The following is a 14,332-nucleotide window of genomic DNA, read 5'->3' as shown; positions in this document are numbered from 1 at the left end:
GCGCACCACGAATCGAGTCGATCCCCAGCGCTGTCGGTATCTCGATGACCAGCTCATCGACCATGCTGAACAAGACGGACGGCGCAGTCGCCCATGGCAATTGCGTATCAGGGAGCGGTAGGTGGTTGCGCCGTGCGCGAATTCGGCGGTCGACCTCAACCGTCACTTGTCTGTTTTGCGCCACTCAAGCCGATGATTTCTGTGCTTCGATGGAACTGGCTCGCGATCAGGTGCGTCTAATTGATCAGACGGAGCTAATGGAAAGGGGGCGACCTTCATGGCTGCTGACAGTCCGTTCGGTGCCTACATCGAGGACGCGAAGACGGGCGCGCTGAAGGTGCGGATGGCGCCGCAGGCGTTCCTCGACATCGACAGGGCCTGCCGAGACCTGATCATCGACCTGGCCTCGGCCCAGAGCGACGCGCGCGCACTCGGCGAGCGCGAGTACTGGGGCCTCGGCGAGGACAACACCCGACTGTGGTCGGCGATCGAGTTGGTACAGCTTTTTCGGGAGAAAGCGTTCGGCGGGCCCAACAACGCCTACGTCACCCTCGGGGACTACATAACGGCCGCCACGGAGATCCAGTCCCTGTTCACCACCATTCGCGCAGCTTTCGAGCGCACCGACGCCGAGTTCGCCGGACAGATGCGTGAGATCACCCCATGAGGCGCAGCGCCGGTAGTCGGTCGACCGGTGTCGCGGCGGTCGCTCTGGTGGTGACCGTCCTCGGCGGATGCGGTGGTGAGCCACGGCCTTCGGCAACGTCTTCGACCGCCAGACCGTCATCGGCCGCGCTCGGCTCGTCGACGAGCGGATCCGGGCAGAGCGTCCCCTTCGATCCGTGTACGGCACTGACACCGTCGTTCCTTGCATCCCATCAATGGAACGCACGCCCCCCTGCCACCAGACAGGAGAGCACCGGCGACGTTCGCTGGAAAGGTTGCTTGTTCGTTGCGCAGAGTGCCTACACATTCCGCGTGCAGACCACCAATAGCACCCTCGCTCAGGTTCGTGAAAAGTTCCCCACCGCAATAGATTTGACTATCGACGGCCGCAGATCGCTGCGTTACGAAGCCCACCCCGATGTGCCGGGCGGCTGCACGATCAACGTCGACATGAAGAACGGATCGCTCTACGTCCTGGTGGACGACCCGCGCGGACTGCACCCGCGCAAATTCTCCCCCTGCGCCGGCGCCACCGAGATCGCGGAAGCGGTCGTCCCACTCCTGCCGCCGGGAAGCTGATCACGGCAGCGCGCATCCCTTTTCCCGTGGCTTGCCCTGTCGCGGGGTCAGTATCGTCGTCGATCATGGCATCACTGTTTCTCCGCACCGCGGAAACCGACGACGAACCGTTTCTCTGGAACATGCTGTACGAGGCCTCGCACGCCGCGGAACAGGGCACACCCACCCCCGATGACCTGCGTGCGGTTCCCGAACTTGCCCGCTACGTCGAGAAGTGGGGCGCCGAGGGCGATCTCGGCATCGTCGGCGGCGCTTCGACCGAGCAGCTGCAAGGCGCCGCATGGGTTCGTCTGTTCGACAGGGAGAACGCCGGATACGGCTACGTCGCCGACGACATCCCTGAGCTCGCCATCGCCACCAGCCCCGCCGCGCGCGGAAACGGACTCGGCACCGCGCTGCTGGCCCGCCTCCTCGACGCTGCCCGCACTCGCTACGACGGCATGAGCCTCAGTGTCCGCGCCGACAACCAGGCCCGCCGCCTCTACACTCGTCTCGGCTTCGTCGAGGTGGCGGGCTCCGAAATCATCAACCGAGCGGGCACCACCAGCCTGGTGATGCTCCTGCGCTTCCGCTGACCCACGCTGCGTGGTCGGAGTTCCCGGACCGGTAGCAGTGACGGATTCCCGATCCACGAGGGACGCGTTCGGCGGGCAGGACCACCCGCGGGTAAGTCGTATGGGCCGGCTGAACGTGAGCTCACCGGCGCGGTCGACATTCCGCTGCATGCGAGTACGCGGTGATGTACGGCCCGCTTTTCGGTCCGGCTCGCGACACTCGGTCTGTCGGCCATGGTGTACCGGGACCGCAGGTTCGTTTTCGAGAAAAACACGCTGCGGGGTGTGTGTCGAAAAGTAGTGTCGGACTGGATATCACGTCGATGCCGATCGGTGTGGCGGCGGGCTTTCGCCGGGCAGTATCGTGCAGCCGTCGCCGCCGGGAAGGAACCGCAATGGACGGCGACCTGGAGTTCGACGGCCCTCCCGCACCTGAAGGGGACGCCTTCTACGATCCGCCCGCTGACTTGTCCGACGGCGCCGTCGGTGACGCGATCTATGTGCGGCCGCTGGACAACCCGGAGGCGGAGCTGACACACGGGCGGAACTGGCTGGTGCTCTACCGATCCGAGAGCGTGCACGGGGAAGTGATCGCCACATCCGGGATCGTCGCGCTGCCGCATGAGCGACCACTCGACGACGCCGGATATCCCCTGGTGACCTGGGCGCACGGGACTGTCGGTGTGTGCCACATGTGTGCGCCGTCGCGCGACTACGTGGGTTCCGATGCGCACCTGATGAACAAATATCCCCAACGGCTGCTCAATCACTTCCTCGACCGGGGCTGGGCAGTGGCCATGACCGATTACGAGGGCCTCGGCGTCACCGGACGGCAGCATCCGTATCTGCTCGGCGAATCCGAGGCCTACGGTGTCCTCGACATCGTCGAGACGACTCGTCGATTGTTCCCCAGGGTGATCTCCGAGAAGTTCGCGATAGTCGGGCATTCACAGGGCGGCCAAGCGGCGCTGTTCTCCGCTCATCACGCGACGGGCCGGGTCGAGGGCCTGGTCGGAGTGGCCGCGGTAGCGCCTGCCAATCACCCGAAGGCCATCGTCCGCGCGGGCGCTCTGGTACCGACCAATGGCGACGGCGGGTTCGCCTTTACCCCGCTGTTCTTATCCGGCGCGATCGGTGGCGACAACACTATCGACGTCGATCAGGTGCTGTCGAACAAGGCGCGCGACGTCTGGCCGCATGTCCTCACCAAATGCCGTGCGGGTTTGAGCGACGAGAAGTCCTGGGGTGGCCTGCTCGGAACAGAGCAGTTCCGCAGAACCCCGCCCGGTTCGTTGATCCCCACCTACCCCGGCAACCCGAACCCGGAGCAGGCGAAGTTCGACAACCAGTTGGCGTTGATGAACCCGAGCGTCGAAATCCGAGTACCCATTCGGATTTCGCAGTCGGCCGACGACACCCGGGTCAAGGCGGAGACCACCGAGGTGCAACTGCCCGGTTTTACGATCACCGTCCCCGGCGTCGATGTGCTGGTCGAGGAACTCGAAGCCGAGAACCCGACCAACAAGCCGCTCTACGTTCGGTACAAGCCCGACGAAGTCGAGATTCCAGACCCCGACCCCGGCGATCTCGGCGCCCACTTCGCGACCCTCGACCACGACCGCGACGAACTCGCCGACTGGGTTGCCGACCGATTCCGCGACTGAGCATTTTCCGGCTCGACCGGGGGCCGCCGTAAACGGGTCCCCGCCAGGCCTGCGGTCGCGGGGGGATCATGGCATCGACTCGCCGCGCGGCCGAGCACGCGGTCGACTCGAGCCGGACTTGTGACCAGACGTCCGCGCACTCCCAGGTGACGGTCGTGTCAGCTGCGTCGTGGTAAACCTGTTGACTGGCTGCGGCACACCAGGGGAGCCTCGACACCGTGAACGAACTTCCGTCGTCTGTCACGCTCGAGGAGCTCAGTGAGGAGAACCTGCGCTCGCTGCTCGACGCGGCGGTCGCCGATGCCGACCCGTTCGAGGTGATGGCGGCCGTCGACGGACCTCCGGGATGGACACTGCAGCGCAGGCACGCGTTCGTCGAATTCCATCGCGGACGCGCGCTGCATCCCACCCGCCCGAGCGAACGGACCTTTGTGATCACAGTCGACGGCGAGACGGTCGGAGCTGCCCGGCTCGAACCCCATGGGAACGACCTGGAGGCGGGAATCTGGATCGGCCGGTCGCATCGCGGCCGCGGGATAGGCAGCGTTGTCACCGCGCGGCTACACAAGCTGGCCGCCGAGACCGGCGCGTCCCGAATCACGGCGACGACGACGCAGGGCAATGTCGCGGCCCGTCGACTCATCGACACCGGACCGGGGGCCCGGGTACAGGTCGATGGCGACGCAGTCACCGGCGTCTGCGCCCTCACTCGCGCATCAGCGTAATCCGCGCGGCGACCTCACCATCGTTTCGAGTCTCGATCGGCGTAATAGGTCCCCGGTGTATGCCCGAGCATCCGGCGGTAGACATCGATGAACGCACTGGTCGACGCCCATCCACAGCGATGTGCGACCGCTGTCACGGCGAGGCCGTCGGCAAGCAGTTGCACCGCCCGATGCAAGCGGAGTTGGGTTCGCCATTGGGGGTAGGTCATGGCGAACTCGGTACGGAACAAGCGGGTGAGGGTTCGTTCGCCCGCACCGACCCGGACACCCAAGTCGGCCAGTGACCACACCACCGAGAGGTCGTCCTCGACCAGCGCGCAAGCTTTCCGGAGCCGCGCATCGGAGGCGGCGGGCAACCGGAGTTGTTGTTCGGGGCTGCGGCGCAGTTGGTCGAGCAGAACTTGCCGCAGCCGTGCCGCTTCGGCCTCGGGCAGCTGGTCGGAGGTCGAACAGGCGATGATGAGCTCGCGGACCAGCGGAAGTGCCGTGAGTACGGAAGGCGTTGCCCAGCATACCGATTCGTTGGCGGAAAAGCCGACACAGTGAAATCGGGTCGGCCCATAGAAGTAGTGCTCGTGCCAACACCCGGCGGGTATCCAGATCGCCCGATCGGCGGGGGCGATCCAGCAGCCTGCCTCGGTGCGTACCTCCGCCACTCCGGCACTCGGATACACGATTTGGTGCTCGGTGTGCCGGTGCCGCTCGATGCGTGATCCGCCGGGGAGGTCGTGGGCCACCGTGGTTCGATCGTCATGGCGGATAATCGACATAACTCGGCATTTTATCGGAAGCCAGCCAGCTCGCCCATCCCTACGCTGACCATCGACGACGAGGGAAATGGTGGTCAGCGATGGTGAATACGCCGGTCGAAACCGTATCTACCGCGCCGGTGGAATCGGTGTGGCAACGAATGCGGTACTGGGTGATCGCGCATGCTGTCGACGACTTCTATCAGGGACTGGTCCCTGCGAGCATTCCGTTCTTCGTTCTCGAACGCGACTACAGCTACCTCCAGGCAGCCGGACTTGCCCTCGCGGCGACATTGGGAAGCGCACTGCCGCAACCGATCCTCGGTCTGCTCGCCGATCGGCGGCCAGTGCTGTGGCTCGCGCCCGCCGGAGTCGTCACCGCGGGCCTCGGTGCGGGACTGGCAGGCCTCGCACCCGAGTATCCGTTGGTGTGGGCATTACTCCTGCTTTCGGGGTTCGGCGTCGCCGCATTTCATCCCGCGGCCGGGCGCGACGCGCGCCGTGACGCGGGGCACAGCGCGATGGCGATGAGCCTCTTCGCGGCCGGCGGCAGCGTCGGATTCTTCCTGGCACCGGCCTTGGCGACGCCGGCGCTGGTCTCGCTCGGTGTCGGTGCCACTGCGCTGTTCATTCCGCCCGCGGTGTTGATGGGGTTCATGCTGTGGCGCTATCAGCAGCGCCGAACCCGAAACACCGTTATCCAGCCCAGCATCGACGGTCACGACCGGTGGGTGCCGTTCTTTCTGCTCACCGGGGTCGAGTTGGTCCGGTCGGTCATCTATGCCGGGATGAACACCTTCATCGCGCTGTACTGGATCAACCACCTCGGTTCCTCGCACGCCCTCGGCGGCGCCGCCCTGGCCGCGTTCCTCGGCGGCGGTGTCGCGGGCACGCTACTCGGTGGACGCATCGCCGACCGTGTCGGAATGCTGTGCACCATCCGGATCGGCAGCGTCGCTGCCCTGCCCGCACTGTGCGCGCTCCGCCTGATTCCGAATGCCGAACTCGGACTTCTGTTCGCGGTGCTCGCGGGCGTCACCGTCAATGTTCCTTTCGCCGTGCTGGTCAAGCTCGGACAGGACTACCTGCCGACCCGCCCGGGAACCGCCGCCGGGGTCACCCTCGGGCTCGCCGTCAGCGCGGGCGGACTGTTCGTCCCCGTCCTCGGCGTCGTCGCAGATAGGCACGGCCCCCCAGCCGCGCTGACTATCCTGTGCGCCTTTCCCGTCGCCGGGATCGTCCTCGGATTTCTGCTTCCCCAACCTGTCGCGCCCACAGCATCACTTCGGAACTGACCTCCTGCCCCCGCTCTGGCCGGCTTTCCACACCGCGAATCGCTCCTTCATACAGCTGGCGCACGGCCGGTAGCCTGCGGCGATGGCGGTGGCTTCGTCGGCGAAGAAGACGCGATGGGGGTGGTAATGGCCACGAGTGAGGGCGCGAAGAGCGCAGGGACAGTCCAGACGGCCGTAGATCTTGCTGCGGCGATGCCCGCCGAACCGGCCAGGTACCGACGTCCGGAACGGGCGGCCGTCGGCATCGATGAGTGTGTAGATCCGCTCGGACATGGCGAGAATTGACTATTCGGCGTCGTGCAGGACTAGTCCGAGGGTGTGGCGGATGCCGGTGCGGATGCGACTGACGCCGTGGCGCACAGGGGCTCTCGACCATCCTCTGGCGCTCGGGGTTGGGCGGTCGCGGGTGGTGAAGATCAAGCCGTGACCCTGTTCCAACACCGTGACAGTGCCCTTCGACTGGGCGCGCGGTCGTTGCTCGACGAGGAGGAACTCGCCTCCGGTGTAGTCCACGCGCGGGCGGTCCAGGCCTATCACCACCTGAAGCGGAAACACCAGATCGCCATAGAGGTCGCGGTGCAGAGCATTCCAGTCATCGCTGGTGTAGCGCAACAGGATCGGTGTCGGTCGGTTCTGCCCCGCGGCGTGGCAGGCTTCCAGCCAGTCGGCGAAGTCGTCCGGCCACGGTGCGTGGTCGCCGAGACGTGCCGCCCAGGTTCGGGCGATGGGCACTAGTCTGCGGTAGAAGGCGGTGCGCAAGGCGATGATCGGCTCCGGAACCGGATGCGCGAAGTACCGGTATGTACCCTCGCCGAATCGATGTCGCGCCATATCTATGGTGGAACGGAACCGGGCGCGCTCGTCCCACATGGATACGAACTCGGCGCATTCGGTGGGGGTGAGCAACGGTCCTGTCTGCGCGCTGCCGTGCGCATCGATCTCGGCAGTGAGCTCGGCCCACTGTTGTGCGTCGACCCGATCAGACAGTGCGGCAATGATTTCCGAGGCAGTCATCGAATTCTCCTTCGTTCTGCACGACGTCCCTACGCCGTCCATCGGGCGGCCGCTGGTCGACCGAACTCGGCATTGGCACAGATGTCCGAGGCCGAGGCTCGACGGCTTATGCCGCTTCGAGGGTGAGCAGGGTGTTCTTGGCTGCGCCGCCGCCGACGTACTGGCCGATGGTGCCGTCGCTGCGCACGACGCGGTGGCACGGGATGACCACCGGGAGGGGATTGTGCGCGCAGGCGGAGCCGACGGCTCGGACGGCGCGCGGGTTGCCGACCGCGGCGGCAACAGCGGCATAGCTTTCACGACGGCCGTAACCGATGTCGCGCAGGTGCTCGATGACCTGACGACGGAAGCCGCCGGTGAGCTGCAGGTCGAGCGGGAGATCGAATTGTGTTCGGGCGCCGGTGAAGTACTCGTCGATCTCCCTTGCCGCGGCGTCGAGACGCGCGGGTGCGACGAGGACTCGTGGACTGACTCGCTCGGCGAGAGTGGCGAGGACGGTGTCGTGGTCCTCGTTCGGATAGGCGACGCGGACCAGGCCTGTGGGAGTAGCCGCGAGCAGCAGGGTGCCGACGGGTGTGTCGAGCGTGCGGTAGGCGACGTCGAGTAGGTCTGCGGACTGCGCCTCGGCCGCCAGACGACGATGCAAGGCGGCAAGGAGGTCGGCGCTGCCGGGGGTCAGCCCGTCGAAGAGGGGATCCCCGCGGTCGATGGTAGCCATCATGATCGATCCTTCGGGTAGAGCTTGCGTAAGGATTTCAGCCCGTCCGCGGCGGCGCGGCGGGCTGCGTCGGTGGAATTGCCCAGCAGCTGTGCGATTTCGGCGTGCGGCAGGCCTGCCAGGTAGTGGTAGGCGACCGCTTGGCGCTGCTTGGTCGGCAGCGCCGCGAGTGCGTCCCACAGATCGGGGTCGTAACCGGCCGGATCGGCGTTGGGGGCCGGACGCTCGGGCAGTGTGTCGGCGGGGACGGGCGCGCGGGTCAGCGCTCGCCCGACATCGATGGCGCGCCGATGCGCGACGGTGACCAGCCACGCCTCGATGTTCGTCTCAGGGTCGAGGTCAGGATAGGCACGCAATGCCGACAGGAAGGTCTCCGACCATGCGTCGGCGGCGTCGGTTGGACCGAGCACCGCCCGGCACACGCGCAACACCATCGGGCCGTATTCGGCCACCACTTCCTCGAACGGAGGCAAACTCACACCGGGTAGACGACAGCCGGTGGGAGAACGTGAGATTCCGAGGTCGGGAGCTCACCGATACCCCCGCGGCCGATCATGTGCGCACCATCGAGCTCCGGGACAGACCGCTGGCGCGCAGCACGCGGCGGGCGATGCCGGCGCGAATGGAGTCGTCGGTGCCGATGATCCTGACGTGTTGGCGGGCTCTGGTCACGGCCGTGTACAACAGTTCCCTGGTCAGCAGCGTGGATTCGGGTTCGGGCAGCACAACCGAGACCGTGTCGTACTGGCTGCCCTGGCTGCGGTGGATGGTCATGGCGAACACGGTCACCACCGCTGGAAATTGTGTGGGGTGCACGAGGTAAGGCTCGTTGCCGCGTTGCAGTGCCGCGCGCAGCGAACCGTCCGGCATGCGGACGATCACACCCGTGTCGCCGTTATAGATGCGAGCCTCATGATCGTTGGCGGTGACCAGCAGGGGTTGCCCGGGATACCAGGGAGCCTGATAGGTGTCGGGGCCCGCGCCGCCCGCGGCTGCCCATTCGGCGGCCATGCGGTCCCAGCGTTCGACACCGAACGGGCCTTGTCGGTGCGCGCACAGGAGTCGGTGGGATTCGAGGGCCTGCAGTGCGTCCGCGGCGTCACCGTCGAGTGCGGCCGCGGTGACTTCCCGTGCGGCCCGCACGATATCGCCGCGGACCGCCGTCGTGTTGTCCGGAGCGCTCAGCGAGAGTTCCCGGCCGCCCGCACGCAACAACTCGAGCGCGGTGTCGGCATCGCCCGCGCGGATCGCGACAGCGAGCTCGGCGATCTTGCCGCCGAAGCGGCGACCGCGGGTCAGACGGACGATGCCGCCCTGCAGCCTGGTTCGCTCCACGCTGGTCAACGCTTCCGGACTGTCCTCGACCGCAGCGGATTCCAGCGAATCCGCATCGAGCACCGCGTCCAGTACCGGATTCGGTTCGCCGACAACGGGTCCCGCTACCAGATCAGCGAGGACAGCTCCCGCGTCAACCGAGGCGAGCTGATCCGGGTCGCCCACCAGCACCAGCCGGGTGTCCGGGCGCAGTGCGGCAAGCAGTCTGCTCATCATCGTCAGTGACACCATCGAGGTCTCGTCGACGACGATCACGTCGTAGGGCAGCCGGTTGAATTCGTGGTACCGGAACCTGGTGGTACGGCCGCGCTGCCAGCCGAGCAGCCGGTGCAGGGTGGCGGCGGTGAGTTCCGGCAGGCCGAGCGTGTCGGCCTGCTCGCGCACCGCTTCCTGCAGGCGCGCAGCCGCTTTGCCGGTGGGTGCTGCCATCGCGATCCGCAGCGCAGGCAGTTTCGGATTCGCCCGCTGATGTGCATCGAGCAACGCCAGGATCCTGGCGATGGTGTGGGTCTTGCCGGTGCCGGGCCCACCCGCGACCACGGTGGTCCAGTGCGTGGCGGCCAGCGCGGCGGCCAACCGCTGCCGATCGGGGGCCGCACCGACCGACGGGTCGAAGAGTCGGTCCAACTCACGTCGCACGATGATCGGATCGACGACCGGATGATCACTCGAACGCTCGGTGAGCACTCGCCGAATGGTCTGCTCCTGCTGGTAATACCGGTCCAGGTACAAAAGCGGACCGGCCTCGGTGCGACGCTGTACGTCGACAAGTCGCAAGGGCCGCAACGGACCCGCCGGTCCACCACACACCAGCGGACTGACCCGCAACGCCGCGACAACAACATCTGTCTCCGGCCACGGCAACGTCGCGGGATCGACACCCACTCCGGCGTCCCAGGTTTCGTCGGCATCCACGCCGATCTCCCGCATCCGATGCAACTCCAGACATACCGACCCGGACCGCACCGCCCGCACCGCGAGCGCCGCCGCGAACAACACCTCCTCCGACGACTCCCGCCCCATCCGCCCCAACCGCAGCGCCACATGCACGTCGGCCGCCGAGAGCACCCCTGCCTCATTGAAGGTCCGCAACAACCCGGTCCCCCGCTGCGCCAGCTGAATCGATGTCATCGCCCCGCCTTCCCGATCGAGACCACCGGGCTGTCGCGCTCGAGGCGCAGTACGGTCGCCGCATCCGTACACGAGACATCCATCTGCGCCCATACGGCGGCGGTACACATCATCACCCTGCCTACTCTGACGACGTTGCCGCGCGCCTGCTGAATCCCCCGCTGCGAATTCGCCCGCGGGACAGCCGCTTGTGCAGGAAACGAGGTGGGTGGCGCCGAACGGTCATGCTCCTTGCAACCTGTCTCCGACGAGTTGGCAGGCGCCGAGTCCCCTCGTGTGCGATGGACGGCAGTCGCCCTCATCGGTCGGACTCGCCAGCAAGGAGAGCGGAGAGAGCAACGATCAGCTCGGTCGGCGGGTTCCAGTCGAAGACACCACAACCCGACGGGGTTTCGGGGCCGATCATGCCGCGGACGAAGAGGTAGCGGGCGCCGCCGAGATGGCGGACCGGGTCGTAGGTGGGCAGACGCCAGCGCAGGTAGCGGTGCAGCGCTGCCGAGTAGAGCAGTGCCTGTAGGGGGTAGTGGGAGCGCAGCATCTCCGCGGCCATCCGGTCGTGGGTGTAGTGGTCGACGGTGAGGTCGCCGGTGCCGAGGCGGTTGGTTTTGTAGTCGACGATGACGAATCGCGGTTCAGCGCCGGGTGATTCGGTGACACGCAGCACCGCGTCGATGCTGCCGGTGAGGTAGCCACGCAGGGGGACATCGTCCAGGGCTGCCAATTGGTCGGCGTAGGAGACGAAGTCGTCATCCGACGGAAGGTGCTCGCGCAGCAGGTCGGCGATACGCCCCAGCGTTGCCGCGTGCGCGCCGGGGGTGTCGCCGCCGGACAAGGGGAGCTCGAATTCGAGCTCGTTCAGCTTGTCGCGTCCGGAGATGTCGGCGAGACAACCGAATCCGAGCGGCGTACGCAGCACCGCCAGCAATGCGGCACCCAGGATCTCCGGATCCGCCTCTGCCATCAATTCCTCGGTCGCCGCGCGGCAGCGGCTGTGCACTTCGGTGGCCAGATCAGCCGCGTCGGTATCGATCAGCTCGAGTACGCCGTGCACGAGGGTGCCGAACTCCGCGCCGTAGGGCAGGGCGTTCATCAGCGACGCAACCCCCGCTACCGGCGGCTCGATCTCCGCCGGCCTCGGCGCGCTCGGTTCGTCGGTCGGACCTCGATCGTCCTCGGGTTCGGACTCGACGACAGCCGCATCATGGGCGCCTGCGGTCAATGCCGAGTAGGAGGTGCGCCGCCATTGCTGATCCATCACGCGGGAGAACTGTGCGGCGGCGAGCGCTCCGGTCGCTGATTCGCTACGCACCCGCCGGATCTCGACGGCGTCGGATGCTTCGACACCCGTTACCGAGATCGCCGTGGCGGATCCCGCACTCCATGCCGAAAGCAGTTGGACCGCAGCAGCATCCGTGGGGACGGCGGCGCGGCCGGGGACAATGTCACCGCCGTCGGGGCGACCGAGGATCATCCGGTGCAGCGGCGAAGCCGCCGTGGTGATCGCTGGAGCCCACCAGGTGATGATCTGGCACATCGCCCGGGTGAGGGCGACATACAGCAAGCGCAGTTCCTCACCCGCTTCCTCGGTCTCACTGCGCAGCTTGCGTTCGGCGTACCCGGCGGCGTCCTGGCCGCCGACATCCAGCACGCGCGCACCGTGGTCGTCGTGATACAGCAGGGTCGCCGGATAAGGGTTTTTCGCGTTGTCCCACGCGAACGGCAGGTAGACGATGGGGAATTCGAGACCCTTGCTCGCATGCACCGTGGCAATCTGCACCGCCGCCGCATCCCGATCGAGCCTGCGGCTCCGGTCGGCTACCGACCCGGACGCGGGATCGCGCACCCGATCGGCAAGCCAGCGGGTCAGCGCGGTCAACCCGAGACCTTCGGTCAACGCCACCTGATCGAGCAACTGCGCGATGTGCCGCAGATCGGTCAGCTGCCGCTCGCCGCTCTCGATCGTCAGCAAACGCGGTACCAGGTCCGCTTCGGCGGCAAGCTTCTCGAACACCGCCGCGAACCCGGCCCGCGCGAACAGCCGCGCAGACTCACGCAGCTGCGAACTGATCCGCCCCACCAGGTCGGCTCCGCCGCTGTCGATTTCGACGGCGGTAGTCCCGAGCAGAGGTGTGCACGCGGCCAACCGCACCCGATCGGACCGATGCGGTTGTTCGAGCGCACGCAGCAGCCAGAGCCAATCGGTGGCGCTGCTCGTCGCGAACACACTGGTGCCGCCCGCCAGAACGGAAGCAACTCCCACCCGATCCAGTGCCGCCCGCACCACATCGATCTGAGACCTGGTGCGCACCAGCACTGCGATGTCGCCGGGCCCGATCGGCCTGCGCACCACGCCTGGAACGACCGCACCGCCCAAGGCGCCACCAGCGTCGGCACCCGCTTCGACCGTGGCACTGGCACCCGGCAAGGCGGCCACGGCTGGTGGTTCGGACTTCACCTCGACGAGGACACCCGATTCCAGCAGACCGACGATATCGGCCGCCAAGTCTTCGGCGACCTTGGCGCGCATGCGGCCGACGGCGGGGAAGCCGGACTTGTTCAACGGTCCCGCACCGGTGCGGGGCAGGCAGCGCAGACGCAGCGGTGTGATGAGGTCCGCGGCGCCCGACAACCGGGACCAGGGCCGGGTGGCGGCCACCGGGTGAACGGCGATTTCCTGGTGGCCCAACGCCGCTCCACCGTGCAGGTGATCGAGGGCCGCCAGTAGACCTGCGTCGCTGCGCCAGTTGGTGGTGAGTTCTTTGCGGGTGTCGGCGTGTTGGACGGCGTCGAGATAGCTGAGCACCTCGGCACCGCGGAATGCGTAGATGGCCTGTTTGGGATCGCCGACCAGAACCAGGGTCGAGTGGCCGTGGAAGGCGAGGCGCAGGATGTCCCACTGCAGCGGGTCGGTGTCCTGGAACTCGTCGACGAGGGCAACTCGATAGCGATCGCGAATGCGGCGGCAGGCACGTGGACCGTGCGCCGGGTCGGCGAGCACGTCGTGCAGCAGCACCAGTAGATCGTCGAAATCGCGCAGACCGGCCAGGCGCTTTCGGCGTTCGGTCTCGGCGCGGACAGCGGTCGCGAAGGCGACCCGCTCCCCCGCCGCACCGTCACCCGTCGGGACGAGCACCGCGTGCCGGTCACGGACGGCGGCCAGCGCCAGCGTGTGCGCCTCCTTCAAGGAGAACGGCGGTTCGGCACGAGCGTACCGGTTCAGGAACAGATCGTCGGCGACGGTCCCCACCAGATCGTCGACGGTTTCCACCAGACGCACACCGGGATCGTGCTCACCGGCCAACCCGAGCTCGTCCAGCATGCGCTGGCAAAAGCTGTGCGTCGTGGCGATTGTCCCGGCATCGAAATCCGAGAGCGCCGCGAGCAATCGATGTCGGCGGGTCCGCACCTCACTCGAATCTGCCTGGGCCACAAGACGAATCAATTCATCGGAGTGCCTTCGCGCCAGCTCTGGATCGGCCAGCGCGGCGGCAACAGCCACGAACCGATCCCGCGTGCGCTCCCGAAGCTCCTGCGTCGCAGCCCTACTGAATGTCACCAGCAACAGTTGCGAGACATCGATCCCGGCCTCCGCCACGTACCGCACCGCGAGTCCGACGATCGCGTGCGTCTTACCGGTCCCCGCACTCGCCTCCAAGACGGTGGTACCGGTGGGCAACGGCCCATTCGGATCGAACCGATCGGCCGCCACTACCTCCGGGATGGCGAACGCCGTGTCCTCAACGGTCACGCCCACCACCCACTTCCACTGTTCGACAACGTCCCCGACGGCCGCAGCTGCGAACCCCGGCTACCACCCGGCCACCCAGAATTCGCCACCATCGTCACCCGCCCGGCCCCGCTCCCCCGATATGCCACGCCGACAACCCCGGAAACCATGCCGC

General features: G+C 66.9%; 13 protein-coding genes. 6 read left to right on the top strand and 7 right to left on the bottom strand.

Translation table 11 applies throughout. The features are described from left to right. The first annotated feature begins 277 nt into the window (after positions 1-277). The 5 genes from AB0M74_RS10560 (at position 278) to AB0M74_RS10540 (ending at position 4,188) form a co-directional block, all read left to right on the top strand. On the top strand, positions 278-667 hold the full coding sequence (locus AB0M74_RS10560; RefSeq protein WP_364904463.1) for a hypothetical protein: 390 nt from the start codon (positions 278-280) through the stop codon (positions 665-667). Further along, positions 664-1,245 carry a DUF3558 domain-containing protein gene (locus AB0M74_RS10555; protein WP_364904460.1) on the top strand — a complete coding sequence of 194 codons (582 nt, stop codon included), beginning with the start codon at positions 664-666 and terminating at the stop codon, positions 1,243-1,245. Before AB0M74_RS10560 ends, AB0M74_RS10555 begins: the two co-directional genes overlap by 4 nt. Before the next feature lie 65 nt (positions 1,246-1,310). Next, a complete protein-coding gene (locus AB0M74_RS10550) occupies positions 1,311-1,820 on the top strand; it encodes a GNAT family N-acetyltransferase (protein WP_364904457.1) in 510 nt (169 codons plus the stop codon). 374 nt (positions 1,821-2,194) lie between these two features. Beyond that, positions 2,195-3,463, top strand: a complete 1,269-nt coding sequence (locus AB0M74_RS10545; RefSeq protein WP_364904455.1) for an alpha/beta fold hydrolase — start codon at positions 2,195-2,197, stop codon at positions 3,461-3,463. 218 nt (positions 3,464-3,681) lie between these two features. Further along, positions 3,682-4,188, top strand: a complete 507-nt coding sequence (locus tag AB0M74_RS10540; RefSeq protein WP_364904452.1) for a GNAT family N-acetyltransferase — start codon at positions 3,682-3,684, stop codon at positions 4,186-4,188. Positions 4,189-4,202: 14 nt separating this feature from the next. On the opposite strand, the gene AB0M74_RS10535 is transcribed toward AB0M74_RS10540, so the two are convergent. After that, a complete protein-coding gene (locus AB0M74_RS10535) occupies positions 4,203-4,958 on the bottom strand; it encodes a helix-turn-helix transcriptional regulator (protein ID WP_364904449.1) in 756 nt (251 codons plus the stop codon). Between the two features lie 80 nt (positions 4,959-5,038). On the opposite strand from AB0M74_RS10535, the gene AB0M74_RS10530 reads away from it, so the two are divergent. Continuing rightward, complete coding sequence (locus tag AB0M74_RS10530; protein ID WP_364904446.1) at positions 5,039-6,232, top strand: MFS transporter; 1,194 nt, start codon at positions 5,039-5,041, stop codon at positions 6,230-6,232. On the opposite strand, the gene AB0M74_RS10525 is transcribed toward AB0M74_RS10530, so the two are convergent. From AB0M74_RS10525 to AB0M74_RS10500, 6 genes are all read right to left on the bottom strand, one after another. Further along, positions 6,218-6,505 carry an Ada metal-binding domain-containing protein gene (locus tag AB0M74_RS10525; RefSeq protein WP_364904443.1) on the bottom strand — a complete coding sequence of 96 codons (288 nt, stop codon included), beginning with the start codon at positions 6,503-6,505 and terminating at the stop codon, positions 6,218-6,220. The two genes, AB0M74_RS10530 and AB0M74_RS10525, sit on opposite strands and share 15 nt — an antisense overlap. A gap of 12 nt (positions 6,506-6,517) precedes the next feature. After that, positions 6,518-7,246: a 2OG-Fe(II) oxygenase gene (locus AB0M74_RS10520; RefSeq protein ID WP_364904440.1), complete on the bottom strand. Its 729-nt coding sequence runs from the start codon at positions 7,244-7,246 to the stop codon at positions 6,518-6,520. A 106-nt stretch (positions 7,247-7,352) separates the two neighbouring features. Continuing rightward, positions 7,353-7,964: a methylated-DNA--[protein]-cysteine S-methyltransferase gene (locus AB0M74_RS10515; RefSeq protein ID WP_364904815.1), complete on the bottom strand. Its 612-nt coding sequence runs from the start codon at positions 7,962-7,964 to the stop codon at positions 7,353-7,355. Beyond that, on the bottom strand, positions 7,964-8,443 hold the full coding sequence (locus AB0M74_RS10510; protein WP_364904438.1) for a sigma-70 family RNA polymerase sigma factor: 480 nt from the start codon (positions 8,441-8,443) through the stop codon (positions 7,964-7,966). Before AB0M74_RS10510 ends, AB0M74_RS10515 begins: the two co-directional genes overlap by 1 nt. A gap of 73 nt (positions 8,444-8,516) precedes the next feature. Further along, positions 8,517-10,430, bottom strand: coding sequence for an exodeoxyribonuclease V subunit alpha (recD, locus tag AB0M74_RS10505; RefSeq protein ID WP_364904435.1), 1,914 nt, complete (start codon positions 10,428-10,430; stop codon positions 8,517-8,519). 298 nt (positions 10,431-10,728) lie between these two features. After that, positions 10,729-14,139, bottom strand: coding sequence for a UvrD-helicase domain-containing protein (locus AB0M74_RS10500; protein WP_364904813.1), 3,411 nt, complete (start codon positions 14,137-14,139; stop codon positions 10,729-10,731). Positions 14,140-14,332 lie beyond the last annotated feature (193 nt).

Origin of the sequence: Nocardia sp. NPDC051463, from assembly GCF_040681975.1 — a bacterium.
GTDB lineage: Bacteria > Actinomycetota > Actinomycetes > Mycobacteriales > Mycobacteriaceae > Nocardia.
This window is presented reverse-complemented; position numbering and strand designations above follow the sequence as displayed.

Bases quoted from the DNA above. Each gene is read 5' to 3' on its own strand.
- AB0M74_RS10515 (WP_364904815.1), bottom strand. From the start codon at position 7,964: ATGGCTACCATCGACCGCGGGGATCCCCTCTTCGACGGGCTGACCCCC.
- AB0M74_RS10560 (WP_364904463.1), top strand. From the start codon at position 278: ATGGCTGCTGACAGTCCGTTCGGTGCCTACATCGAGGACGCGAAGACG.
- AB0M74_RS10535 (WP_364904449.1), bottom strand. From the start codon at position 4,958: ATGTCGATTATCCGCCATGACGATCGAACCACGGTGGCCCACGACCTC.
- AB0M74_RS10550 (WP_364904457.1), top strand. From the start codon at position 1,311: ATGGCATCACTGTTTCTCCGCACCGCGGAAACCGACGACGAACCGTTT.
- AB0M74_RS10525 (WP_364904443.1), bottom strand. From the start codon at position 6,505: ATGTCCGAGCGGATCTACACACTCATCGATGCCGACGGCCGCCCGTTC.
- AB0M74_RS10520 (WP_364904440.1), bottom strand. From the start codon at position 7,246: ATGACTGCCTCGGAAATCATTGCCGCACTGTCTGATCGGGTCGACGCA.
- AB0M74_RS10545 (WP_364904455.1), top strand. From the start codon at position 2,195: ATGGACGGCGACCTGGAGTTCGACGGCCCTCCCGCACCTGAAGGGGAC.
- AB0M74_RS10555 (WP_364904460.1), top strand. From the start codon at position 664: ATGAGGCGCAGCGCCGGTAGTCGGTCGACCGGTGTCGCGGCGGTCGCT.
- AB0M74_RS10530 (WP_364904446.1), top strand. From the start codon at position 5,039: ATGGTGAATACGCCGGTCGAAACCGTATCTACCGCGCCGGTGGAATCG.
- recD (WP_364904435.1), bottom strand. From the start codon at position 10,430: ATGACATCGATTCAGCTGGCGCAGCGGGGGACCGGGTTGTTGCGGACC.